At 69.0% G+C, this 24,467-nt stretch carries 22 protein-coding genes and 1 pseudogene; 20 read left to right on the top strand and 3 right to left on the bottom strand.

What is annotated here, in order from left to right:
* Window positions 1-775 precede the first annotated feature (775 nt).
* The 3 genes from EV645_RS02465 to EV645_RS02455 are packed head-to-tail and all read left to right on the top strand — an operon-like array spanning window position 776 to window position 3,673.
* Entirely contained in the window at window positions 776-1,801 is a 1,026-nt protein-coding gene (locus EV645_RS02465; protein WP_130439298.1) for a hypothetical protein, read from the top strand.
* Complete coding sequence (locus EV645_RS02460) at window positions 1,798-2,805, top strand: tetratricopeptide repeat protein (protein ID WP_242000158.1); 1,008 nt, start codon at window positions 1,798-1,800, stop codon at window positions 2,803-2,805. Before EV645_RS02465 ends, EV645_RS02460 begins: the two co-directional genes overlap by 4 nt.
* Before the next feature lie 4 nt (window positions 2,806-2,809).
* On the top strand, window positions 2,810-3,673 hold the full coding sequence (locus EV645_RS02455) for a CHAD domain-containing protein (protein WP_130439296.1): 864 nt from the start codon (window positions 2,810-2,812) through the stop codon (window positions 3,671-3,673).
* Between the two features lie 4 nt (window positions 3,674-3,677).
* Here the strand turns inward: EV645_RS02455 and EV645_RS02450 are convergent, their stop codons facing one another.
* Complete coding sequence (locus tag EV645_RS02450) at window positions 3,678-4,832, bottom strand: DUF1015 family protein (protein WP_130439294.1); 1,155 nt, start codon at window positions 4,830-4,832, stop codon at window positions 3,678-3,680.
* Between the two features lie 24 nt (window positions 4,833-4,856).
* Here EV645_RS02450 and EV645_RS02445 point away from each other — a divergent pair, with 24 nt between their 5' ends.
* The 15 genes from EV645_RS02445 to EV645_RS02375 all read left to right on the top strand — a co-directional run bounded on the left by EV645_RS02445 (window position 4,857) and on the right by EV645_RS02375 (window position 22,685).
* The gene (locus EV645_RS02445; RefSeq protein ID WP_130439292.1) at window positions 4,857-5,963 is read left to right on the top strand and encodes an HAD-IIA family hydrolase; all 1,107 of its coding nucleotides are present in this window, start codon (window positions 4,857-4,859) and stop codon (window positions 5,961-5,963) included.
* Between the two features lie 65 nt (window positions 5,964-6,028).
* On the top strand, window positions 6,029-6,502 hold the full coding sequence (locus EV645_RS02440; protein WP_130439290.1) for a phasin family protein: 474 nt from the start codon (window positions 6,029-6,031) through the stop codon (window positions 6,500-6,502).
* 1 nt (window position 6,503) lies between these two features.
* Window positions 6,504-6,917 carry a hypothetical protein gene (locus tag EV645_RS02435; protein ID WP_130439288.1) on the top strand — a complete coding sequence of 138 codons (414 nt, stop codon included), beginning with the start codon at window positions 6,504-6,506 and terminating at the stop codon, window positions 6,915-6,917.
* On the top strand, window positions 6,918-7,733 hold the full coding sequence (locus EV645_RS02430) for a TlyA family RNA methyltransferase (protein WP_130439286.1): 816 nt from the start codon (window positions 6,918-6,920) through the stop codon (window positions 7,731-7,733).
* A gap of 12 nt (window positions 7,734-7,745) precedes the next feature.
* Window positions 7,746-8,681, top strand: a complete 936-nt coding sequence (locus tag EV645_RS02425) for an NAD kinase (protein WP_130439284.1) — start codon at window positions 7,746-7,748, stop codon at window positions 8,679-8,681.
* Window position 8,682: 1 nt separating this feature from the next.
* Window positions 8,683-10,413, top strand: a complete 1,731-nt coding sequence (gene recN, locus EV645_RS02420; RefSeq protein ID WP_130439282.1) for a DNA repair protein RecN — start codon at window positions 8,683-8,685, stop codon at window positions 10,411-10,413.
* 97 nt (window positions 10,414-10,510) lie between these two features.
* On the top strand, window positions 10,511-11,692 hold the full coding sequence (gene steA, locus EV645_RS02415; protein WP_130439280.1) for a putative cytokinetic ring protein SteA: 1,182 nt from the start codon (window positions 10,511-10,513) through the stop codon (window positions 11,690-11,692).
* Window positions 11,689-12,636 carry a copper transporter gene (locus EV645_RS02410; RefSeq protein ID WP_130439278.1) on the top strand — a complete coding sequence of 316 codons (948 nt, stop codon included), beginning with the start codon at window positions 11,689-11,691 and terminating at the stop codon, window positions 12,634-12,636. Before steA ends, EV645_RS02410 begins: the two co-directional genes overlap by 4 nt.
* Window position 12,637: 1 nt before the next feature.
* Window positions 12,638-13,447 (top strand): hypothetical protein, encoded by an 810-nt coding sequence (locus EV645_RS02405; RefSeq protein ID WP_130439276.1) that lies wholly within the window; start codon window positions 12,638-12,640, stop codon window positions 13,445-13,447.
* Window positions 13,426-15,003 (top strand): murein biosynthesis integral membrane protein MurJ, encoded by a 1,578-nt coding sequence (gene murJ / locus EV645_RS02400; RefSeq protein WP_242000157.1) that lies wholly within the window; start codon window positions 13,426-13,428, stop codon window positions 15,001-15,003. Before EV645_RS02405 ends, murJ begins: the two co-directional genes overlap by 22 nt.
* Window positions 15,000-16,025: a glycosyltransferase family 4 protein gene (locus tag EV645_RS02395; RefSeq protein WP_130439274.1), complete on the top strand. Its 1,026-nt coding sequence runs from the start codon at window positions 15,000-15,002 to the stop codon at window positions 16,023-16,025. Before murJ ends, EV645_RS02395 begins: the two co-directional genes overlap by 4 nt.
* Before the next feature lie 21 nt (window positions 16,026-16,046).
* Entirely contained in the window at window positions 16,047-17,756 is a 1,710-nt protein-coding gene (locus EV645_RS02390; protein ID WP_130439272.1) for a CTP synthase, read from the top strand.
* Entirely contained in the window at window positions 17,753-18,448 is a 696-nt protein-coding gene (locus tag EV645_RS02385) for an NUDIX domain-containing protein (protein WP_130439270.1), read from the top strand. Before EV645_RS02390 ends, EV645_RS02385 begins: the two co-directional genes overlap by 4 nt.
* 111 nt (window positions 18,449-18,559) lie before the next feature.
* Entirely contained in the window at window positions 18,560-21,937 is a 3,378-nt protein-coding gene (locus EV645_RS02380) for a GH92 family glycosyl hydrolase (protein WP_130439268.1), read from the top strand.
* A 13-nt stretch (window positions 21,938-21,950) separates the two neighbouring features.
* Window positions 21,951-22,685 carry a peptidylprolyl isomerase gene (locus tag EV645_RS02375; RefSeq protein ID WP_130439266.1) on the top strand — a complete coding sequence of 245 codons (735 nt, stop codon included), beginning with the start codon at window positions 21,951-21,953 and terminating at the stop codon, window positions 22,683-22,685.
* Here EV645_RS02375 and EV645_RS02370 read toward each other — a convergent pair whose 3' ends face one another.
* Window positions 22,686-23,276, bottom strand: a complete 591-nt coding sequence (locus tag EV645_RS02370; protein WP_130439264.1) for a hypothetical protein — start codon at window positions 23,274-23,276, stop codon at window positions 22,686-22,688.
* Between EV645_RS02370 and EV645_RS43330 the strand changes: the two are divergent.
* Together EV645_RS43330 and EV645_RS42545 are read left to right on the top strand one after the other, a co-directional pair.
* A pseudogene (locus EV645_RS43330) lies at window positions 23,230-23,370 on the top strand (hypothetical protein); the annotation flags it as partial. The gene EV645_RS02370 and the pseudogene EV645_RS43330 sit on opposite strands and share 47 nt — an antisense overlap.
* A gap of 115 nt (window positions 23,371-23,485) precedes the next feature.
* Window positions 23,486-23,710, top strand: a complete 225-nt coding sequence (locus EV645_RS42545; RefSeq protein WP_242000160.1) for a cupin domain-containing protein — start codon at window positions 23,486-23,488, stop codon at window positions 23,708-23,710.
* A 41-nt stretch (window positions 23,711-23,751) separates the two neighbouring features.
* On the opposite strand, the gene EV645_RS02360 is transcribed toward EV645_RS42545, so the two are convergent.
* Window positions 23,752-24,447, bottom strand: a complete 696-nt coding sequence (locus tag EV645_RS02360; protein ID WP_130439262.1) for a hypothetical protein — start codon at window positions 24,445-24,447, stop codon at window positions 23,752-23,754.
* Window positions 24,448-24,467 lie beyond the last annotated feature (20 nt).

Raw genomic sequence — 24,467 nt, 5'->3', positions numbered from 1 at the left:
CCGATGGTACTGCGACCGGGAGGTCGTGGGAGAGTAGGACGCCGCCGGACATTCACACTGTTAAGGGCCACCCCACACGGGGTGGCCCTTAACATATGTACGGCCAGGTTTTCTGGCCCGCTGTCCTGCCTTGTGCCACCGTCGGTGTCTGACTGGCGGCCAGGGCCTCACCCCCGCTGCAGACGCGGTAACGTTTGTCCGATTACTGCTCTTCAGCTTCGTTAGGAGTCACCCGTGGCGACGCCACCTCGCAATCCTCGCTCCGGCTCAGGGGACCGCCGCGGTCCCTCCGGAGGCGCCGGCCGTTCCGGCCGCAGCGGAGGTGGACGTCCCGAGTCCGGCGGCCGCTCTGGTTCCGGAGCCGGCCGGTCGGGTTCCGGTGGCGGTCGTTCTGGTTCCGGGGGTTCCGGTTACAGCGGTGGCTCGGGTTCTGGAGCGGGTCGCTCGAGCTCGGGCGGTGGGCGTCCGGGTTCTGGAGCGGGTGGCTCGGGTTCGGGTCGTGCGGGTGCAGGGGGCGGTCGCGATGGTGCCGGCGGTCGTTCTGGTGGTGCGCCCAGTCGTCCGGGTGGGTTTGCCGGCGGGCGTTCGGGCGGTTCGGGCGGACGGTCCGGTGGGCCGCGTTCGGGCGGCAGCTCGTCGTACCGGGATGAGGGCGGTTCGGAGAACAGGCGTGGGTACGTCGGGTCCCGTGGTGATGACAAGAGTCAGCGGGATCCGTTCCGTGGTCAGTTGAGCGGAGACGGGGGTCGCGGCGCTGCGCGCGGCGACCAGTCTGGTGGCTACCGACGGGACGACCGTGGCGACGACCGACGTGATGACCGGTCCGGTGGCCGCGGTGGGTACCAGCGCGATGACCGCGGTGGGCCACGCCGGGATGATCGTGGTGGCGACGGCTCGTACCCGCGGAATGATCGTGGAGGCAGTCGCGGGGGTTCGCGGGACGACCGCGGCGGAGCAAGTAGTGGTGGGTACAACCGTGACGATCGGTCCGGTGGCCGCGGTGGATACCAGCGCGATGACCGCTCCGGCGGGGACCGTGGTGGTTACCGGCGTGACGATCGGTCCGGCGATGAGCGTGGCGGGTACCGGCGGGATGACCGGGCTGGTGGCGACCGTGGTGGTTCGCGGGACGCGCGGTCGGGGGATCAGCGTGGTGGGTACAACCGGGATGACCGGTCGGGCGATTCACGCGGTGGATACCGGCGGGACGATCGGCCCGGTGACTCGCGTGGCGGTGACTCGCGTGGGCGAGGGCCGGGCGCGGCTCGCAGCGGTGGGCCGGCGCGTGGAGAGCGTGGAGCGTTCCGGCGGGATGACCGCGGCGGCGACGCTCGACGGGACGATCGCGGTGGGTACCGGCGTGATGAGCGTTCTGGCGACGACCGTGGTGGATACAGCCGCGATGACCGTGGCGGTGACTCGCGTGGCGGATTCCGGCGTGATGACCGTGCGGGCGGTGCGCGTGGTGGGAACCGGCGTGATGAGCGTTCCGGCGACACCCGCGGTGGATACAGCCGTGATGACCGTGCCGGCGATGCTCGTGGTGGGAACCGGCGTGATGAGCGTTCCGGCGATTCGCGGGGTGGGTACAACCGGGACGACCGTGGCGGTGATTCGCGTGGGCGTGGGCCGGTTGGGGACTCGCGGGGGCGTGGACGGGACGATCGGCGAGGGTCGGCTGGTCGCGAGGAGCGGCGTGGCGGGCCTCGGCGGGAGGATCGCGAGGAGAAGGCTGGGCCTCGTCGGGACGACCCGAAGATTCCGGAAGGGATCACGGGTGCGGAGCTCGATCGTGGTGTGAAGGCCGAGCTGCGGTCGTTGCCGCGGACCTTGGCGGATCTGGTGGCGCAGCACCTGGTGGCGTCGGGGCGGTTCCTCGACGACGACCCGGAGCTCGCGTACCAGCATGCGCGGGTTGCCCGGCGGCTGGCGTCGCGGCTTGGCGGAGTGCGTGAGGCTGTGGCGATCACGGCGTACCTGGCTGAGCACTATGACGAGGCGCTGACCGAGTTCCGGGCCGTGCGGCGGATGACGGGTAACCACGAGGTCATCGCGATGATGGCTGACTGCGAGCGCGCGCTCGGGCGGCCGGACAAGGCGCTGGCGCTCACCAAGGACAAGCACGTCACTGAGCTGTCGGAGCCGACGCAGATCGAGCTGTTGATCGTCGCGGCTGGTGCACGGCGTGACATGGGACAGACGGCGGCGGCGATTCAGACGCTCGACGTGCCGGAGCTGAGCAAGCGGACGCGGGCTGAGTGGCTGCCGCGGCTGCGGTACGCGTATGCGGACGCGCTGGAAGAGGCCGGTCGTACGGACGAGGCGCTCGTCTGGTTCCACCGGGCGGCTGGGGTCGACGGTGACGGTCTCACCGGTGCCGCCGAGCGTGCTGCGCAGCTCGAAGGTCTCGAGTTCACTGACCTCGACGAAGATGACACCGTCCTCGACGACGAGTACTTCGAAGAGGAGGACGAGGTCGAGGAGGACGAGGACCTGGCGGACGAAGCCGACCTCGACGAGTCTGAAGACGACGCCGAAGACGAGGCGGAGGACGCGGACCTCGAGTCCGAGGACGAAGCAGACGAGTCGGATGACGAAGCCGATGAGGCTGCAGACGAGGCTGACGAAGCTGAGGACGAGGCCGACGAGGTTGCGGACGAGGCTGACGAAGCTGAGGATGCGGCTGACGAGGCTGAGGATGAAGCCGGGGACGACCTGGATGAGGATGGGGTCGACGAGTTCGGCGGTGCGGCTGAGGGCGTGAAGGACTCGGCTGACGAGACTTCCAAGGGCGCTGAGGAGTAGGGCTGTGGCTGACCGGGACTTGGTGGTGGCTGAGAGCCCGGTTGGCGTGCTTGTCGGCGTCGCCCTCGCGAAGGGGGCGCGCCGGCTCGAGAAGTCCGTGGCGATGGTCTCGGCAGGGGAGGACGACGCCATCCACCAGGTGCGCGTCTCCTGCCGGCGGCTGCGCAGTGATCTCAAGCTGTTCCGCAAACTCCTGGCCGGCGACTGGGCGCCCGAGCTCCGAGCCGATCTGGCGGCGCTCGCACAGGCCTGTGGTGAGGCGCGCGATCTGGAGGTTATCGCCGCCCTCGTCCGCGAGAACGCCACCAGCGAGGACAACGAGGAACATGTCGACACGATCCTCACCACGCTGACCCTCGGACTCGACCGCGCCGCTGCGCGGTCCGCCGAGGTGGTGCTGGGCGAGTCCACCAAGGACCTGCTCGCCACGATCGAGTCGGTCGCCGCAGCCCCGGACCTGACGCCCAAGGCAGACAGGCCGTGCGGCGAGGTACTACCCGAGCTGCTCCAGTCGGCCACCGCGAAATTCGCCCAGGAAGCCGGCAAACTCAAGCCCTGGACCCCCGACGACGACTGGCACGAGGTCCGTCTCCTGGCCAAGCGTGTCAGGTACGCCGCCGACACCACCGCCGCCGTACTCGGTGAAGAAGCAAAAGCGACCGCGACCCAAGCAGCGACGTACCAGGAGCTCCTGGGCCAGCACCAGGACCACTGCGCCGCAGCAGATGCCCTGACCGGCATGGCTGCCGATGCAGCCGCCCAGGACGACCCCGAGCTCTCCTTCACCCTCGGACGGCTCACAGAACGCCACCGCGCGGCCCGCAAACCCCTCCGCGAGCAGTTCCTGAGCCTCTACCACCGGCCCTGACCCCTCAGAGCATTCGGAACAGCAGCCCCACCCGCGGCTTCGGCCCGAACGACGTGGCCTTCTGCGGCAGTACGACGCCCTGCGCCGCGGAACGCAGTACCTGATCCATCCGGGGCGCTGCGAGCTCCACAGCCGCCTGCTGGGGGCCAGCCAACGCCAGTGCGTCAGCCAGCGTGTGGTGGAAGCTGATGTCCTCCTCCACGACACCCCAGGCCGGCAGCAGCACCTCATGTAGCAGCGCGACGGTAGGTGTCTCGCCATCGGAGTGGAGCGTCAGCCAGCTGGTGCCGTCCGTGATCGAGATGCGGTCCGGATCGCCCTCCACCCGACCGGGCTGCATCTGCCAGCCAGTCGGCGTATGTGTTCGCACAGTCTCCAGATCCAGACCCGGTACGACGCGGTGGATCGGGTCCAGCGTCAGCGGATGGCGGATGTAGTCCACCAGCATCGCCAGACCGGCCTCTGCACCCGGCCGGTACGGCTCCCGCAGCTGCCTCTCCAGGTACGCCGCGTACCGGTGGTGCCCGTCCGCGATGACGGCCTCATGCTTCGCCAGCTCCGCCGAGATCGCCGAGAGCACCTCTTGGTCGTCGATGCGCCAGATGCGGTGCTCTGCGCCGTTGTACGTCTCGGCCTCCACCCACGGCTCCCCGGCTCGCGCCGCGTCCACGGCATCGCTTGCCACGCTGCCGCCGCGGTACGCGAGCAGGATCGGCTCCAGGTCGGCGTCGGTCGCCTCCATCAGCCGGAGCCGGTCGTCGACCCAGTGCGGCATGACCTCCTCGTGCGGCAGCACCACTGTGCGCGCCGGGTCCAGCCGCAGCGAGCCGACCAGTCCGCACAGCATGGCATTCCCCAGCCGCTGCTCGTAGACGTACAGCGCGGGGCGCTGGTCCTGCACCACCACACCGTCCAGCTGCCACCGGGCGAGCCGCTGCGCGGGTTCGTCGTACCGGGCCGGGCCGAGGTCCGGGTCGCGTGGAAGGATGAGCCTCACCATGTTGTGCAGATCAGAGTCAGTCAGCCGCCGGACGATGGCGGGTTCGAGCACGTCGTACGGCGGTGACGTGACCGCCCCGAGCGCGCTCACCTTGCCGGCCACGAACCGCCAGGCGCGCAGCGGATCGAGCCTCAGCACGCTCCCGCTCGTATCCGGCATGCGCGGAATCGTACGGGGTGAAGCATGAGCGCGGAACGCAAAGCGCCGGAACCGCTGTCGGCGTGTGATGAACCGCTCGCGAGCCGGTACGACGTGGCGCTGCTGGACCTCGACGGCGTCGTGTACGTCGGCCCGGACCCGGTCCCGGACGCGCCGGAGAACCTGCGCAAAGCTGCCAAGGAAGGCATGCGGATCGGGTACATCACCAACAACGCGAGCCGGCCGGCGCGGGTTGTTGCCGAGCACCTCGCATCGTTCGGGCTGGACGTGATCGCCGACGACGTGGTGACCTCCGCGCAGGCGGCCGCGAAGCTGATCGCGAGCGAGTACCCCAAGGGCTCGCCGGTCCTCGTGGTGGGCGGCGAGGGGTTGGTCGTCGCGCTCGAGGAGTACGGCCTGACGCCGGTCCGCAGCAGCGACGCGCACCCGGTAGCTGTCGTGCAAGGGTTCCACCCGGACGTGAACTGGGTGATGCTCGCGGACGGCGCCCACGCGATCCACGAAGGCGCGAAGTGGTTCGCGACCAACCTCGATCTGACCATCCCCACCGCGGCCGGCAAAGCGCCCGGGAACGGGACGCTCGTGCAGGCGGTCCGGGCCGCGGTCGACGTGGATCCGGTCGTCGCCGGCAAGCCCGAGCCGCCGCTGCTGGAGACGAGTATCGAACGGCTGAAAGCCAAGCAGCCGTTGATGATCGGGGACCGGCTGGACTCCGACATCCAGGGCGCGAACGCCGTCGGGATCGCGAGCCTGTGGGTCGCGACCGGCGTGAACGACCCGTACGACCTGGCCCGGGCGCCGAAGAACCAGCGCCCGACGTACGTCGCAGCGGGGCTCAGCGCGCTGGCCGAGAAGCAGCCGGGCGTGACCGTCGAGGGCGGCAAGCATTCCTGTGAAGGCTGGACCGCCGAAATCGTGAACAACGCGGTCGCGGTCAAGGGCGAGGGCAAGCCGTACGACGGACTGCGCGCGATCCTGTCCGCGGTCTGGACCGCCGTCGACGCGCCGACCGAACCGGCAAAGCCCGCGAAGGCTGCGGGCCGCACCCGCCGCCCCCGCCCGAAGCCCGCTCCGACGCCGGATTCCATCGCGATCGACGCGGCCCTGCACCGCGTGGGCCTCGACAAGTAGATGGTGCTGGCTGGTATCCCACGTCCGAGGCGATACCGTTGCTGGGAACGAGCGAGGAGGCAGTCATGGTGATGGACGCAGTGCGCGGCTACGTACAGCTGGCGAACGGGTTGACCGAGGTCACCAAGCAGAAGGCCCAGGCGGCTGCGAAGGCGTTGCTGCAGCAGACCGGGGCGGACGCGCTGACCACCAAGGTGAGCGACCTGGCCGACGAGATCGTTGCCACCAGCAAGAGCAATCGTCAGCTGCTGCAGGCGATCGTGGCGAACGAGGTCGAGGGCGCGGTCGCGCGGCTCGGGTTCGTTCGTTCCGAAGAGGTTGCGGCGCTGACCCGCCGGGTGAAGGCGCTGGAGACCGAGCTGGCCGAGGCGCATGCCGCGGGACCGGTTCACGACCCGCTGGTCGGGGAGGCGCCGGTTCTGGCGAAGAAGGCGGCTGCCAAGAAGGCCGCGAAGAAGGTGCCGGCCAAGAAGGCTGTGCCGCTGGCCAAGAAGGCTGCCGCGAAGAAGGCTGCCAAGAAGACGGCGAAGAAGGCCTGACATGACCGAGCATCCTGGCGAGCAGTTCCCGCCGGACGTCGACCCTGACGTCGAGCCGGGTTTCGACCCGTCCGAAGAGACGCCGACCCACCCGGACTACGACACGGAGCCCGGCGCCCAGGACGTTGCCGAGCACACGGAAGCACACGAGCACGTGGACCCGGCCGCGGTGGAGTTCGGGCCGGAGTTCGCACGGCCGCCGGGTCAGGAGTACGAGCACTCCTTCGAAGCCGAATCTGCGGAGGACCCGGCTGAGAACGAGGGCGGGCACCCGCTGGTCGAGGAGACCATGTCGCGGCTCGACGAGCTGCGGGACCGGCCGGTGAGTGAGCACGGCGAGGTGTACGCCGACCTGCACGACCGACTGCAGAGTGCCTTGGTGGAGGCGGACGCCGAGCAGGGCGACCGGAGCTGAGTGGCCAAGGCAGCCAAGCGTTCGCGGCTCGACGCCGAGCTGGTACGACGTGGCCTGGCGCGGTCACGTGAGCATGCGACCGAGCTGATCGCGGCCGGCAAGGTGAAGGTGTCCGGCACCGTCGCCGGCAAGCCTGCGACCGGGGTGGGTCTGGACGCACCGATCGTCGTCGATACGTCCGAGCACGAGGATCCCGGCTACGCGAGTCGCGGTGCGCACAAGCTGATCGGCGCGCTCGAGGCGTTCCCGGCGGTCCAGGTCAAAGGCCGCCGCACTCTCGACGCCGGTGCGTCGACGGGCGGGTTCACCGACGTACTGCTGCGCAATGAAGCCGCGCACGTGATCGCCGTCGATGTCGGGTACGGCCAGTTGGTGTGGGCGTTGCAGACCGACGAGCGGGTCACAGTGATGGACCGGACCAATGTCCGGACGCTGACGCTGGACGACATCGGTGGTGAGCCGGTGGATCTCGTGGTCAGCGATCTGAGTTTCATCAGTCTCACGCTCGTGCTGCCCGCGCTGATCGGCGTGGTCAAGCCAAACGGCGAGCTGGTGCTGATGGTGAAGCCGCAGTTCGAGGTCGGCAAGGACCGGCTCGGCAAGGGCGGCGTGGTCCGCGACCCGGCGCTGCGGGCGGACGCCGTACGCTCGGTGGCAGCGAAGGCTCACGACCTGGGGTGGGGAATCGAAGGGGTGGCGGCCAGCCCATTGCCTGGTCCGTCAGGAAATGTCGAATACTTCCTGTGGATACGCCGGGAAGCGCCGGTTCTCGATGAGACGATGCTTCTGACCGCCATCGAGAACGGTCCACAGTGATGAGGGGGCAGGGTGGCTGAGCACGAGCCGCGGCGCGTGCTGCTGGTAACGCACACCGGCCGGGAACAAGCCGTCGAGGTGGCTCGCGACGCACATCGGCTGCTGACCGACGCCGGGATGCAGGTCCGGCTGCTCAGCGGCGAGGCGGAAGAGCTCAAGCTCGACCCGGTCGAGATCGTCGACGACCCGGAGAAGGCGGCCAACGACGTCGAGCTGATCATGGTGCTCGGCGGCGACGGCTCGATCCTGCGCGGCGCCGAGCTGGCCCGCCCGCACGGTACGCCGGTGCTCGGGGTGAACCTGGGCCACGTCGGGTTCCTGGCCGAGGCCGAGGTCGACGACCTCGAGCGGATCGTCCAGGTCGTGGTCAACCGCAGTTACGCGGTCGAGGAGCGGATGACGCTGGCCGTCGACGTCCGGCTGGACGACGACCTGATCTTCGAGACCTGGGCGCTGAACGAGGCGAGTATCGAGAAGGCCGCCCGGGAGAAGATGCTCGAGGTCCTGGTCGAGGTCGACGACCGCCCGCTGTCCCGCTGGGGCTGCGACGGTGTCGTCGTCGCGACCCCGACGGGCAGTACGGCGTATGCGTTCTCTGCCGGCGGACCGATCGTCTGGCCGGAGGTCGAGGCGATCCTGCTGGTCCCGCTCAGCGCGCACGCCTTGTTCTCCAGGCCGATCGTGGTGGCGCCGACGTCGCAGCTGTCGATCGAGCTGGTGCCGTCCTGGCACGGGCGCGGGGTGCTGTGGTGTGACGGCCGGCGGATGGTCGAGGTGCCACCCGGCGCCGAGATCACGGTCCGCCGGGGCGCGACGCCGGTGCGGCTGGCCCGGGCGCACGAGGCGCCGTTCACCGACCGGCTGGTGGCGAAGTTCGACCTCCCGGTGCTCGGCTGGCGTGGGGCCGCCGAGCGCAAACGCAACGGCAACAGCCAACAGGAGACCTGACATGCTCTCGGAGATCCGCATCACCGGGTTGGGCGTGATCGAGGACGCGACGTTGGACCTCGACCCCGGATTCACCGCCGTCACAGGTGAGACCGGTGCCGGCAAGACGATGGTCGTGACCGGCGTGAACATGCTGCTCGGTGGTCGCGCGGACAGCGGCCTGGTGCGGCACGGGACTCGCCGGGCGCGGGTCGAGGGCCGCGCGAGCGCCGTACCGCGCGCGATCGTGCAGCAGGCCGAGGATCGTGGCGGCGAGCTGGACGACGGCGAGTTGCTGATCGCGCGTGAGCTCTCGTCCGAGGGTCGCTCGCGGGCGTTCCTCGGTGGTGCGTCGGTGCCGGTGTCCGTGCTGGGCGAGGTGTCCGGCGACCTGGTCGCGATCCACGGGCAGGCCGATCAGTGGCGGTTGCTGCAGCCCGCACGGCAGCGCGAAACGCTGGATACCTTTGCAGGTAAGGCGGTTCTCGTCCCCCTGCAGGAGTACTCCGGCGCCTACAAGCGGCACCGCGAGGTCGAGGCCGAGCTCACCGAGTTGACCACGCGCGAGCGTGATCGCCTGGCCGAGGCCGACCTGTTGCGCTTCGGTCTGGACGAGATCGCGAAGGCCGAGCCGTTGTCCGGCGAGGACACCGAACTCGCCGCCGAGGAGGAGCGCCTCGCGTACTCGGACGGTCTGCGTACTGCGGCCACGTCCGCCGGCGACGCATTGGCCTCCGAAGACCTTGATTCGACCCGGCCGAACGACGTACTCGGCCTACTGGCGTTGGCGAAGCAGGTGCTGGACGGCGAGCGCGACCACGACGCGAAGCTGGCCGAGTTGGCCGACCGCGCGGGCGAGCTCGGCTATCTCGCGGCCGATCTGGCGCAGGAGCTGTCGTCGTACGCCGCTGATGTGGACACCGATCCGGCGAGGCTGGCCGTGGTCAGCGAGCGACGTTCCTTGCTGCATGGGCTGGTGCGCAAGTACGGCGCTGAGCAAGGCACCGTGGACGAAGTACTGGACTGGACGAAGCGGTCCGCGGCGAGACTCGCCGATCTGGACGGCAGCGACGAGCGGGTCGAGCAACTGACCGCAGAGCTTGCCGAGCTGGATGCGAAGCTCGCCGAGCTCGGCACACAGATTCGGGAAGCGCGGCTCGAAGCGTCGCAACGACTCGGCGTCGCGGTGTCCGAAGAGTTGACCGGGTTGGCGATGCCGCATGCCAAGCTCTCGGTCGAGGTGCACGAAACCGCGGCCGGTCCGTTCGGGATCGACGAGGTCGAGTTCTGCTTCGCGGCGAACCCGGGCAGCCCGGCCCGCCCGCTGCAGAAGGCCGCGTCCGGCGGTGAGTTGTCGCGCGTGATGCTCGCGCTCGAGGTGATCCTGTCCGACACGCATCCCGTGCCCACGTTGGTGTTCGACGAGATCGACGCCGGTATCGGCGGGCGCGCCGCGGTCGAGGTCGGCAAGCGGCTGGCGCGATTGGCCGAGAAGGCACAGGTGATCGTGGTCACCCACCTGCCGCAGGTCGCCGCGTTCGCGGACCGTCACGCGGTGGTGCTGAAGAGCGACGACGGCTCGGTCACCACCAGTGGTCTGGTGGCTCTCGACGACGATGCCAGGTTGAAGGAACTGTCCCGGATGATGGCCGGTCTGGAGAACTCCGACGCCGCCCAGGCCCACGCCGAGGAGCTGCTCGCACTGGCCGCCGAACGGCACAAACCACGCAAGAAGAGTCGTTCCAAAGGATGATTTGACGCACAGTCACTGTTATTTCAGTGCGTTAACAAGGGCCTGCCCGGGTAAATGAACCGGAAGGGGGCTCTTGACATGGCAGGATGAGAGGGCGATGAGACTGCCCAGCCTGCGGAGAGCACGACCCACTGAACTGCCCGGCGTCACCGGAGTGGTCCGGCTGGATCGGCGTACCAAGAATCTCACCAAACGCCTCAAACCGGGCGAGATCGCGGTTATCGACCACGTCGATCTGGACCGGGTGAGCGCCGAGGCGCTGGTCGACTGCAAGGTCGCCGCCGTGGTGAACGTGGCCGATTCGATCAGCGGCCGGTACCCGAACCTCGGCCCGGAGATCCTGGTCGAGGCCGGCATCCCGCTCGTCGACGGCGTCGGCCGCGAGGTGTTCTCGATCCTGCACGAGGGCGAGCAGGTCCGGCTCGACGACGGCACGCTGTACCGCGGTAGCGAGGCGGTCGCGAAGGGCATGTCCCAGGACAGCATGTCGGTCGCGGAGTTGATGGACGACGCCCGCGCCGGGCTGTCGACCCAGCTCGAGGCCTTCACCGCGAACACGTTGGAGTACCTGCGGCGCGAGAAGGACCTGCTGCTCGACGGCGTCGGCGTACCGCATATCCACACGGCGATGGAGGGCAAGCACGTCCTGATCGTGGTGCGCGGGTACGACTACCGCGAGGACCTGGTCGCGCTGAAGTCGTACATCCGCGAGTACCGGCCGGTGCTGATCGGCGTCGACGGCGGCGCGGACGCGCTGGTCGAGAACGGGTATGTCCCGGATCTGATCGTCGGCGACATGGACTCGGTCAAGGACGAGACGCTGAAGAGCGGCGCCGAGGTCGTCGTGCATGCCTACCGCGACGGCCGCGCGCCCGGTTCGGAGCGGCTCGAACGACTCGGGGTGGAGTCGATCGAGTTCCCGGCCACCGGCACCAGCGAGGACGTCGCGATGCTGCTGGCCGACTCCAAGGGCGCCTCGCTGATCGTCGCGGTCGGCACCCACAACTCGCTGGTGGAGTTCCTGGACAAGGGCCGCTCCGGGATGGCGAGCACCTTCATCACCCGGTTGCGGGTCGGTGCCAAGTTGGTGGACGCCAAGGGCGTCGGCCGGCTGTACCGAAGCCGGGTCTCTACTCTTCAGGTCGTCGCGCTCGCCGCGGCCGGCCTGTTCGCACTCGGCATGGCGCTGGTCGCGATCGGCGCCGACGACGTGCTCTGGTCGATCCTGCGGGCGCGCTGGGGCGACTTCGTCTACTGGATCCGGGAGCTGTTCACGTGATCGACTTTCGCTACCACATCGTCTCGATCGTGGCGATCTTCTTCGCCCTGGGCGCCGGTGTGGTGCTCGGCGCCGGCCCGCTGAAGGGCACCGCCAGCGAGGTCGTCGCGGCCCAGGCCGACAAGGACCGCCAGCAACTCGCCGACGCGCGGGCCGAGCTGACTCAGATGAAGGCCCTGGACAAGTTCCGCGACGACTACGTCGCCAAGGTCACCGCCGGGCTGACCCACGGCAAGCTCGCGAACAAGAAGATCGCGATCGTCACGATGCCGAATGCCGACAGCGACCTGAGCGACGGTGTGCAGGGCGAGCTGGAGAAGGCCGGCGGCGTGGTGAACACGAAGGTCGCGCTCGACGCGAAGCTGTTCGACACCGGTCAGCGCCAGCTGGTCGAGTCGCTGGTCAACCAGCTCGTCACCGCGGACATGGACTTCCCGAAGGACAGCACGACGTACCAGCGGGCCGGGCTGCTGCTGGCGCGCGGGATCGCGGCGAAGGAAGAGGGCAAGACCGCCGACGCGGACTCGACCAAGGTGCTCAGCGGGATGACCGGCGCGAAGCTGCTGTCGCTCAAGCCGTCGCAGCCCAAGGACCGGGCCAGCCTGATCGTGGTGATCGCCGCCAAGCCGCCGACCCCGACGCCGGACAACTCGACGTACGGCGACGCGGTCGACTTCATCAAGGGCCTGGACATCGGCAGCGGCGGGGTCGTGCTCGCGGGTACGCCGGCCAGCGCGGCCGACGGCGGACTGATCAAGGCCTTGCGGAGTGACTCCGAGGCCACCAAGATCGTTTCCTCGGTGGACGTGGCCGATCTCCCCGCCGGGCAGATGACGGTCGTCTTCGCGCTGGCCGAGCAGGCCACCGGGAAGGCGGGGCAGTACGGCGCGATCAACGCGAAGGACGGCATCGCGCCGTCGGCCGTACAGACGAAGGACAACTGACGTGGGAATTCTGAGCGCCGTCGTTGCGGCGGCCGCTACTGCCGGGCTCGAGCGTGCAGCGGAGAAGCTGCCGAAGGAGAGCCGGGAGCCGTTCGAGCGCACCAACCACCGCGGTGAGTCGGTCACGCTGCTCGAGGGACCGGTCGCGGTTCTCGGCGCGCTTGCCGGCGTCGCCGCATCGCGGGGCAACGGCAAGGTGAAGGCGGCCGCGCTGGTGGCCGGAGCGGTTTCGGGTGCGGTCGGTGCGTACGACGATCTCCGCGGGACCACGCAGGCCAAGGGTTTCCGCGGCCACCTGAGCGCGTTGAAGCGCGGCGAGGTGACCAGCGGTGCGGTGAAGATCCTCGGCGTCGGCGCCGCCGGTCTCGCAGCCGCCGCACTGCTGCCGCGCAAGTCCCGTGGCGTGAAGGCCTTCGCCGGAGTCGTTGCCGACGGCGCCTTGATCGCCGGTACGGCGAACCTCACGAACCTGCTCGACCTGCGTCCCGGCCGCGCGCTCAAGGCGGTCACGGCGATCAACGCTCCGCTCGCTGTCGTTAGCGGTCCGGCCGGTGCCGTTGTCGGCGCCGCCGGTGCGTCCGCACCCTCCGACCTCGGCGAGCGCTCGATGCTCGGCGACTGCGGCGCGAACGGCCTCGGCGCGATCACCGGTACGGCGCTGGCCGCGTCGCTGCCGCGCCCGCTGAAGACCCTCGTCCTGGCGGCGGTCGTCGGGCTGAACCTGGCGAGCGAGAAGGTCAGCTTCACCAAGGTCATCGCCGACACCCCGGTCCTCGACAAGATCGACCAGTGGGGCCGACGACCCAGGTGAGTCGGCTCGCCCGCGCCGCACTGGTTGTCGCGGCGATCACTGTTCTGGCGCGGGTGGTCGGGTTCGCTCGGTGGTTGGTGTTCTCGAAGACCGTCGGTGCCGGGTGCTTGGCCGAGGCTTATACGACGGCGAATCAGCTACCCAACATCCTCTTCGAAGTCGTCGCCGGCGGAGCGTTGGCGGGCGCCGTCATCCCGGTCCTCGCGGGGCCGGTGGCGCGTGGGGATCGGGCCGCCCAGGGCCGGATCATCGGGGCGTTGCTGTCCTGGTCGTTCGTGCTGCTGACGCCGGTCGCCTTGCTGGCCTGGGTTCTGGCGGGTCGGTACACCGACGCGATGCTCGACCCCGGCGCCGACTGCAGCAGCACGACGGCGACCGCGACCCGGATGCTGGCGATCTTCGTGCCGCAGGTCTTCGGGTACGCCGTGGCTGTGATCGCGACCGCAGTTCTCCAGTCCCACAAGCGTTTCGCGGCCGGTGCCATGGCGCCGCTGATCTCCAGCCTGGTGGTCGTCGCCACCTACTTCGTCTTCGCAGCGGCGGCTCCGGACGCCGACGCGGCTACGCGTGGAGCGACCGACGTGCTGGCCTGGGGTACGACGGCCGGCGTCGTGGCGCTCGCACTCACGGTGCTGGTCCCCATGCTGTACCTCCGCCTTCCGATCAGGCCGACGCTGCGCCTCGATCCCGGCGTCGGCCCGGTCCTGCGCAGGCTCGCGCTCGCGGGTCTCGCCGTACTCGTCGCGCAGCAGCTGACGTTCGTCGTGACGACGTACCTGGCCAACCATCGTGGCGTGGCAGGCAGCATCGCCGTCTACACGTGGGCCAACGCCGTCTACCTGTTGCCCTACGCGGTTCTGGCCGTTCCGATCACGACCGCTGTGTTCCCGCGGTTGGCGGCCGCGTTCAACGCGGGGGAGCGGTTCGAGCACTACGCGGCGACCTCCACCCGCGCGGTGATGCTGGCAGGTGGGGCGGGGGCCGCGCTGCTGGTCGGCACCGCCGTACCGGTCGCGAGGATCTTCGCGTACGACGACGGCGCTGTGCAGGAGGCCAGAGCCACCCTGCTCGTCGACGGGCTGTTGTTGTTCGCTCCAGCGGCGATCGGCTTCGCAGTACTGATGCATGTCGGCCGGGTTCTGTATGCGCGGCACTGCGGTCGTGAGGTTGCTGTTGTGACGTCTGGGGCCTGGGTACTGGTGGCCCTGGCCGGTGTGGCGCTGACTGCGCGGTGGGCTGCGGTGCCCGCACTGGCGGCAGCGATGTCGGTCGGCATGGTGATCGGCGCGGTTGTGCTGCTCGGAGTACTGCGACGGGAGGCGGGCCCGACTGTGCTGACTGGATTCGCCCGTGCGACCCTTGCTGCGTTGGTCGGTGCCGCTCTGGCAGGAGCGGCAGGCTGGCTGGTCTCGGTGCCGGCCGGCGACGCAGGACCGGCGAAGGCAGTCGTGTTCGCACTCCTCTCCGGCCTGGCCGTCGTCCTGGTGTACGCCGGTGTCGTGCTTGTCTTGGATCGCGCGGACGCTCGCGCACTGGTTCGACGGGAGAAGCCATGAGGATCGGGCTGCTGCTCGCGGAGTCGCGGGGCGGCATCGGGCAGCACGTCGCCTCGCTGGTGCCGCGGTTCGTGAGTGCCGGACACGAGGTGATCGTGTGCGCACCGCCCGGCACGGCCGAGCACTTCGAGTTCGGTCCGGCGACGGTTGTCACGCAGGCGGCCGGGCTGCGCGGCTGCGACGTGATCCACGCACACGGCTACCGCGCCGGCATGACCGCGCTGCGGGACCGGTCGCGACTGCGTCCTCTGGTCGTCACCTGGCACAACGCGGTGATCGCGCCCGGGCCACGTGGCCTCATGATGCGGATGGGGCAGCGGTTGGTTGCCCGGGGCGCGGATCTGACGCTGGGCGCCTCCAGCGACCTGGTGGAGCTGGCGAAGAGCCTTGGCGCTCGCAACGCTCAGCTGGCTCCGGTGGCAGCTCCTGCGATGCCCAGGATTCGTACGCCGCGCGCGGACGTCCGGGACGAGCTAGGTGTCGGCAACCGGCCCATGGTGCTCACCATCGGCCGGCTGGCGCCGCAGAAGGACTATCCGACTCTGCTGTCGGTTGCTGCGCGGGTCCACGAGTCCACTCCGCACGCCGTCTTCGTCGTGGTGGGTGACGGACCGTTACGGGACAACCTGCAGGCGCGGATCGACGCCGAGCAGCTGCCGGTCCGGCTGCTGGGTCACCGCAACAACGTGGCCGATCTGCTCGGCGCGGCCGACGTGTTCTTGCTCACCTCACACTGGGAGGCCCGCGCTCTGGTCCTCCAGGAGGCCATGCAGGTCGGCGTACCGGTCGTGGCGACCGCGGTCGGCGGCGTACCCGAGCTGGTCGGGGACAGCGCCGTACTGGCGTTTCCGGGGGACGCGGACGGGCTGGCGGACGGGGTCCGGGCGGTGCTGGCCGAGCCGGAGACCGCGAACGCTATGCGGACACGAGGCCGGGAGTTGTCCTCCCGATGGATGGATGAGGACGCCGTGGCAAAGAATCTGCTCGACATCTACGCGGGTCTCGTCGCGACCGGTGGTTGACAAGAGGTAGGCTGGAGACCCGTGGACAGGGCTTCGACTTCCCAGCAGACCAAGCACGTATTCGTCACCGGTGGCGTGGCATCCAGTCTCGGAAAGGGACTGACAGCGTCCAGCCTCGGCAGTCTGCTGACGGCTCGGGGCATCCGCGTCACGATGCAGAAGCTGGATCCGTATCTGAACGTGGATCCCGGCACGATGAACCCGTTCCAGCACGGCGAGGTGTTCGTCACCAACGACGGCGCCGAGACCGACCTGGATATCGGGCACTACGAGCGTTTCCTCGACCGCGACCTCTCCCAGGTCGCCAACGTCACCACCGGACAGATCTACTCCAGCGTCATCGCCAAGGAACGCCGCGGCGAGTACCTCGGCGACACCGTCCAGGTCATCCCGCACATCACCAACGAGATCAAGGAACGGATGCTCGCGATGGCGGGCGCCGACGTCGACGTCGTACTGCACGAGATCGGCGGCACCGTCGGTGACATCGAGTCACTGCCGTTCCTCGAGGCCGCGCGACAGGTCCGGCACGACGTCGGCCGCGACAACGTGTTCTTCCTGCACATCTCGCTGGTCCCGTACATGGCGCCGAGCGGTGAGCTGAAGACCAAGCCGACCCAGCACTCGGTCGCCGCGCTGCGGTCGATCGGTATCGCGCCGGACGCGGTCGTCTGCCGGGCGGACCGGCCGATCCCGGACAGCGTCAAGCGGAAGATCTCGCTGATGTGCGACGTCGACCAGGAGGCCGTGGTCGCCGCCCCGGACGCGCCGTCGATCTACGACATCCCCAAGGTGCTGCACGCCGAGGGCCTCGACGCCTACGTCGTACGCCGGCTCAACCTGCCGTTCCGCGACGTCGACTGGACCCGCTGGGACGAGCTGCTGCGGGTCGTGCACCACCCGAAGGACGAGGTCACGGTCGCGCTGGTCGGCAAGTACATCGACCTGCCGGACGCGTACTTGTCGGTCGCCGAGGCGCTGCGCGCGGGCGGGTTCGACAACGACGCCCGGGTGAACCTGCGCTGGATCGCCTCCGACGAGTGCGCCACGCCCGAGGTCGCGGCCCGGCTGCTCGGTGACGTCGACGCGATCTGCATCCCCGGCGGCTTCGGGGTGCGCGGTATCGAGGGCAAGATCGGCGCGATCCGGTTCGCCCGCGAGCAGGGCATTCCGATCCTCGGTCTGTGCCTGGGCCTGCAGTGCATGGTGATCGAGGTGGCCCGCGACCTGGCCGGCCTGGTGGACGCGAACTCCAGCGAGTTCGACCCGGACGCCGAGCAGCCGGTGATCGCGACGATGGAGGAGCAGAAGCACATCGTCTCCGGCACCGGCGACATGGGCGGCACGATGCGCCTCGGGCTCTACCCGGCGAACCTGGCCGACGGCTCGATCGTCCGCGGCCTGTACGGCGCACCGTCCATCCAGGAGCGGCACCGCCACCGCTACGAGGTGAACAACGCGTACCGGGACAAGCTGGAGACCGCCGGCCTCGTGTTCAGCGGCCTGTCGCCGGACCACGAGCTGGTCGAGTTCATCGAGCTGGACCGGTCCGTGCACCCGTACTTCGTGGCCACGCAGGCGCACCCGGAGCTGCGGTCGCGGCCGACCAAGCCGCACCCGTTGTTCTCCGGCCTGGTCGCGGCCGCTCTGGACCGGCAGCGCGAGTCCCGGCTCCCGGTCGAGGAGCCGAAGCAGGCTGCGGCCAAGAAGACGCCGGTCAAGACCCGATGACGGACCATCCCGAGCTGCGGTTCGGCGCCGGGCTCGCCGATCAGCCGGAGCACTGGCCGGTCTCCTCGTCCGAGGTCGTGCACGAGACCGGCCGGGTGATCTCGGTACGGCGTGACACCGTCGCCCCGGCTGGTGCCGAGCCGTTCGTGCGGGACGTCGTCGTACATCCCGGTGCGGTCGGCGTGGTGGCGCTGGACTCGGCGAACCGGATGCTGCTGGTGCGCCAGTACCGGCATCCGGTCGGCTACAAGCTGCTCGAGCCGCCGGCCGGGCTGCTGGACGTCCAGGGGGAGCAGTACCGCCTGGGCGCCGAGCGCGAGCTGTGGGAGGAGACCGCGACCAAGGCCGCCGACTGGCGGATCCTGGTCGACGCGTTCACCTCGCCCGGCCTCACCAACGAGGCGGTCCGGATCTTCCTGGCCCGCGACCTGTCGCCCGCCGACGAGTCCTTCGAACGCCTCCATGAGGAGGCCGACATGGAAACCGTCTGGGCGCCGCTCATCGACGTGGTCGGCGCCGTCCTGGCAGGCCAACTCCAGAACCCGATCCTCGTGATGGGCTCCCTGGCCACCTGGACCGCCCTCAACGGCCCCGGCTTCGACACCCTCCGCCCCGCCGACAGCCCCTGGCCGGCCAAGGATCTGCTGGCGAAGGATCTGCCGGCGAAGGATCTGCCGGCGAAGGATCACTGAGCGGAGTTCCGGAACTCCGCTGCGCTCTTGACCTGCGGGGTCGGGAGGGGTATTTCTTGCTGACAACGATGTCACACCGCCCCTGTTCCGACGTCGAAGGTGGGGAACCCCATGCGCACCGCCCGGCGCAGTACTGCCGTTGTGCTTGTCAGCACGTTGACCGCCGCTCTGGCGCTGACCGCGACGGCGCAGGCCGTCCCGAGTCCTCCGTCGCCGGCCGGCACTACAGGTCGACCGACCACCGCGACGCCACCTGATCCGTCGGTGGCCGGCCTTCGGGCGCCGGAGGCTGTGGGGAGCAGCCGGATCACCGCGAGCTCAGTTGATCCGACAGAGCAGGTTGATCCGCTGATCGGCACTTCCAACGCGGGGAATGTGTTTCCTGGCGCGGTGTTGCCGTTCGGGATGTTTTCGTTCAGTCCGGAGACCAGCCGTGGGAATGCGTATCGCACGGCCGCGCCCGGTGGGTATCTGTATGACGCGACGAAGATCCGCGGGTTCAGTCTCACGCATATGAGCGGGACCGGGTGTGCGGGTGGTTCGGGGGATATCCCGATCTTCCCGCTGGCGGGTGAGGTGACGAGCTCGCCGCAGAGTGATGCGAAGGACGAGACCTACGCCTCGACCTTCAGCCACGCAAACGAGGTCGCCAAGCCCGGGTACTACAAGGTCGGGCTCGACTCCGGGGTGACGGCTGAGTTGGCCGCGACGACGCGGACCGGGTCGGCGGCGTTCACGTTCCCGGCCGGCAAGGCCAAGACGCTGATGTTCCGTACGTCGAACTCCGAGGTCGGATCGAGCGATGCACAGGTCAGCATCGACCCGGCGCACCGCACGGTCAGCGGGTCGGTGACGAGCGGCAACTTCTGCGGCTACCTGGCCGGCGTCGCGCAGCGCAGCTACTACACGCTGCACTTCGTGGCCGAGTTCGACCAGCCCTTCAAGAACCAAGGCACCTGGACCGACACCACGGTCACGCCGGGGAGCACTCAGGCGAGCGGCGGTACGACGTACGGCACGGATGGCTGGATGCCGCCGAAGAAAGGCTCCGGTGGGTACGTCGGCTTCGACCAGGACAGCGGGGACAAGGTGACGATGCGGATCGGCATCTCCTACGTGAGCACTGCCAACGCGCTGGCGAACCTGCGGGCCGAGAACCCGCGCGGTACGTCGGTCGCGATGACCGCCGCGAAAGCGAAGCAGGCCTGGCGGAAGCAGCTCGACCGGATCGAGATCACCGGCGGTACGACGGATCAGCGCACGACCTTCTACAGCGCGCTGTACCACGCGTCGCTGCACCCGAACGTGTTCAGCGACGTCAACCAGCAGTATTGGGGTTTCGACCAGAAGCCACATCACGTGTCGCGCGGACAGGTGGCGCAGTACGCGACGTTCTCTGGATGGGATGTCTACAGGTCGCAGCTGCAACTAGTTACATTGCTCGATCCGGATCGGGCCGGGGACATCGCGCAGTCGCTGCTCAACCAGGCCACGCAGAACGACGGCATCTGGGACCGGTGGACACATGCCTCCGGCAGTACGTCGGTGATGACGGGGGACCCGTCCGCGCCTGCTGTGGCCGGCATCTATGCGTTCGGTGGCACGAACTTCGATGCTCGCGGCGCACTGCGCTCGTTGGTGAAGGCGGCGACCGTACCGACCGCGAAGGACCTCAGCTCCGCCGGTAAGCCGGTCATGACGATCGGGCAGCGGCCGTCGCTCGACAAGTACCTCGCACTGCACTACGTCCCGACCAAGTCCAACGCGTGGGGCGGTGCGGTCGAGACGCTCGAGGACGTGACGGACGACTTCGCGCTGGCCCAGCTGGCCCAGCGAACCGGCGACAAGCCGACGTACCAGAGGTTCCTGACGCGGTCGCAGTACTGGCAGAACGTGTTCAACCCGGACAACGGCGGCTACGTGCAGAACCGAGACGACAACGGCGCCTGGCCGGCTTTCACGCCCTCGACGTACGACGGGTTCGCCGAGGGCAGCAGTGCGCAGTACACGTGGATGGTTCCGCACAACCGGGCCGGACTGGTCGACGCGATCGGCGGTGTGGACGCGACGAACCAGCGGCTGGACGCGTTCTTCAAGAACCCGGACGGGACCTGGGCGCTGACCGGTGCGGGCGAGCTGCACGCCGAGATGGACAACGAGCCGTCGATCAACACGCCGTGGATCTACAACTACACCGGCAGGCCGTACCAGACGCAGGAGACGTTGCGGCAGGCAATGAACCAGCTGTGGAACACCGGCACCGGCGGGATCCCCGGCAACGACGACCTCGGTGCGATGTCGTCCTGGTTCGTGTGGACCGCACTGGGTCTGTACCCGGACGTGCCGAGCCGTGCGGAGCTGCAGGTCGCCGCACCGCTGTTCCCGCGGGCAGTGATCCACCGGGGTAGCCGGACGATCCGGATCAACGCTCCGGGCGCAGATGCGCAGTACGTGCAGTCGTTGAAGGTCAATGGGAAGTCGTTGACCAAGCCATGGCTACCGGAGTCGTTCGTGCAGCACGGCGGGACGCTGGACTTCAAGCTGGGCACTACGGCCAACACCTCATGGGGCTCTGCAGCCAAGGACGCGCCGCCGTCGTGGCGGACCGGAGAGATCCCGTTCCAGACGTCCACTGACACGAGCCGGGTAGTCGTTGCACCAGGCACCACCAGCGCACCGATCGCTGTGCAAGCTCACCGACTGAGTGGGACCGCACAGGACGTGACCTACACGATCAACGCGCCTGCTGGCCTCACCGCGACCCCTAGTACTGGCACCTTCCACGTGGACAAGGTCGGCAGTGCGTCGGTGACGATCACTGCAGCAGCCAGTACGCCGGACGGCCGCTACCCGGTCACGGTGTCGATGAAAGCCGCGGACGGTACTGCGTTGCCACAGGTCGGTTTCACTGTGGTCGTGGGTCTGCCGAACTCGTTCTTCGTACTGCGGGAAGGTGTGGGCATCTCCGACGACAACGGCGACCACACCGAGGCGGACTACGACGGCGGTGGCGTCAGCTACTCCCGCCAGGCGCTAGCGGCCGCAGGACTCACACCAGGTGGTACTGGAACCGTGCAGGGCCTGACCTTCACGTGGCCCGACGTACCGGCTGGTGACCCCGACAACGTGCCCGCCGACGGTCAGCTGCTCAACCTCAACCTGCCGGCCGGTACGACGAAGCTGTCGTTCGTCGGCAGCGCAGTGAACGGCAACCAGCAGACGACGGCGACGCTGAACTACGCCGACGGGAGTACGTCGCCGATCGACCTGTCCTTCAGCGACTGGACCCTCGGCGGTGGCGGCGACACCCTGCACTACGGCAACGTCATCGTCGCGACCACGCCGTACCGCAACGAATCCGGCGGCGGGAAGGACAACGTCACCACGCACATCTTCGCCACAGCGCCTGTGACCTTGACCCAGACGCCCGTGAGCATCACTCTGCCGGAGAACCGCGACTTGCGGCTCTTCACCGTGGCAGCAGGCTAGGGAGGGACGGTTCATGAGGAAGACGAGCGTGATCGCGTGCGCGGTGCTGGCGGTGGCCAGCCTGCTGGTCGCGACCGCCCCAGCGGACGCAGCCGAGGCAGCCGGTACACCGGGAACCACCAGCGGCCCATGTGGCTACATGGCGACTCCGGACGATCCGCCGGCGCGTCCTGTGTCGCTGCCGCCGGATCCGAAGCACACGCCGGACAAGGGGATCGTCAAGGTCCTCGTCGCGACCAACCAGGGACCGATGCTGCTGTCGCTGGACCGGGCGAAGGCGCCGTGCACTGTGCAGAGCTTCCTGCACCTGGCGAAGAGCCGGTTCTACGACTTCACCACGTGTCACCGGCTCACGCTCTACCCGACGCTGAAGGTGCTGCAGTGCGGCGACCCGAGCGGCACGGGCGAAGGCGGGCCGGGCTACTCGTACAAGGACGAGCTGCCGACCGGCCTGCCGAACTGGCCGACCGATCCGACAGGTGTCAGCAAGGTGTACGCGCGGGGCACGGTCGCGATGGCGAACGCCGGACCGGACACCAACGGCTCGCAGTTCTTCCTCGTCTTCGGGGACTCGCGGCTGCGCCCGGACTACACGATCTTCGGCTCGGTGGACCGGCTCGGCCTGGCCACCCTCGACCGGGTCGCGGCCGGCGGGATCGTGTCCACCCCGGACGACCCGGCCCCGGTCGACGGCGCGCCGGTGCGGAAGACCGACATCCTGGTCGCTCGCTCGCTGGGCAGCTGGTAGTCAGCGGCTGACAGCTTCGCCGCCGTCCTCCGCGAGGGCGGCGGCGACCTGCCGGGCGTTGGCCGCGAACTCGTCCTCGGGAATCTTCGGCAGCAGGTCGTCCCAGGCGGCGATCATCGCGCCCCGGAGCTGCATCATCCCGAGCGGCCGCGCCATGAACCACAGATGGAAGTGCTCGCTCCCGTCACCCCACCGGTTGAAGTGCGTCCGCGCGACGCTGTCGATCCCTTGGATCGCGTTGGCCACCCGCTGGATCATCGGCCCGAGCGTCGCCGTCAACTCCGCCGGCAGATTGTCGAGCCGATAATGCTCCTTCGGCTCGAGGATCGCCACCAGCGGCAGCCCGGTGGGCCCGAACGCCTTCAACGACCACTGCGCATCCCGCCAGATCACGTTTCCGTCCGGATCCGCACACTTCGGACACGGCTTCCCGCCGTCCTCCCCGGCCCGCGGCGGCTCCGGCAACACCGGCTCGCTCAACGGCACGACCTGCACATCCCCCTCGAACGGAAAGAACGGATGCCCGACCAAGGGCTCGGATGACATGCGTTCGCCGTACGGAAGCCTGCGGTGGTATTCGGAAGGCAGCATGCACCGCACTCTGCCGGAGAATCGGTTCATGGAGAAGCCGGAGTTGGCGGGGTTGCTGGGGATGGAGCGGCATCCGGAGGGCGGATGGTACCGGGAGACTTGGCGGTCCGGGGTCGAGTTCGAGCCGGAGGGGTACGGCGGGGTGCGGGGCCAGCGCCACCGCGATCTACTTCCTGTTGGCGCCCGGGGAGGAGTCGCGGTTGCATCGGGTGCGATCGGCCGAGATCTGGCTGTGGCACTCGGGCGGGCCGCTGACGCTGGAGTACGACGACGAGTCCGTCGTCCTCGGACCCGACGTACGAGCGGGGCAGCAGCCGCAGGTCGTGATCCCGCCGGGCGCATGGCAGGCCGCGCGCCCCGCGGGTGACGAGGCCGTGCTCGTGTCCTGCATCGTGTCACCGGGCTTCGACTTCGCCGACTTCACGATGCAGTAGCCGGTGCCCCCGGTAACTGTTGCCAGGGGCACCAATCGGGTCTACATCTGCGGTACGGCGGCCTCCCCGGTGCTCAACTCGGGCAGGTGCTCGCGGACCATGAACCCGCTCGCACAGACGATCCAGATCGCGGTCAGCAGCAACGGGACAGTGGTCATCAGGAACCCGCCCGCAACCCACGTGCCACTGCTCGCGAACACGCCGAACGCCCCGGCGAACGACACGACAGCGGCCAGCAAGGCGAGGTACCCGAGCCAGTTCGGCATCACGTGCGTGCGCATCACGCCGATCCCGGCCGCGGCCAACGGCAGCGCCGCGGCGAAGCCGATCATCGTCGTCATCACCGCGCTCAGGTTGTACAGCGTCATCGTGATCGCCGCGTCCCGCCCGGCGATCCCGAACGCGGTCGAGGCCGTCAGGCCGGCGTTCACGAAGATCGCGCCGCCGACGAGCACCGATCCGGCCAGCAACGCAAGGTGTACGTCGCTGCGCTCGGCCCGCTCGCGGATCGCCTCGGCGAAGGCGGCCGCGAACCAGATGACCAGTCCGGCCGCGGCAGCCCACATCAGCGAGCTGAACAGGATCGTGGTCCGGTGGTCGGCGAGCCAGCTCGAAACCGTGCTGTCAGAGTCACCGACCGTCGGAGGATTGCCGGACAGGAACCTGCCCAGCATTGCCAGGACGACAAAGGCCAGTCCGGCGAAGCCGCCCCATCGCAACTCGTGTCGCTCAGTCATGGGGAAACACCTCCAACGTG

The organism is Kribbella rubisoli (assembly GCF_004217145.1).
Taxonomy (GTDB): Bacteria; Actinomycetota; Actinomycetes; order Propionibacteriales; family Kribbellaceae; genus Kribbella; species Kribbella rubisoli.
This window is presented reverse-complemented; position numbering and strand designations above follow the sequence as displayed.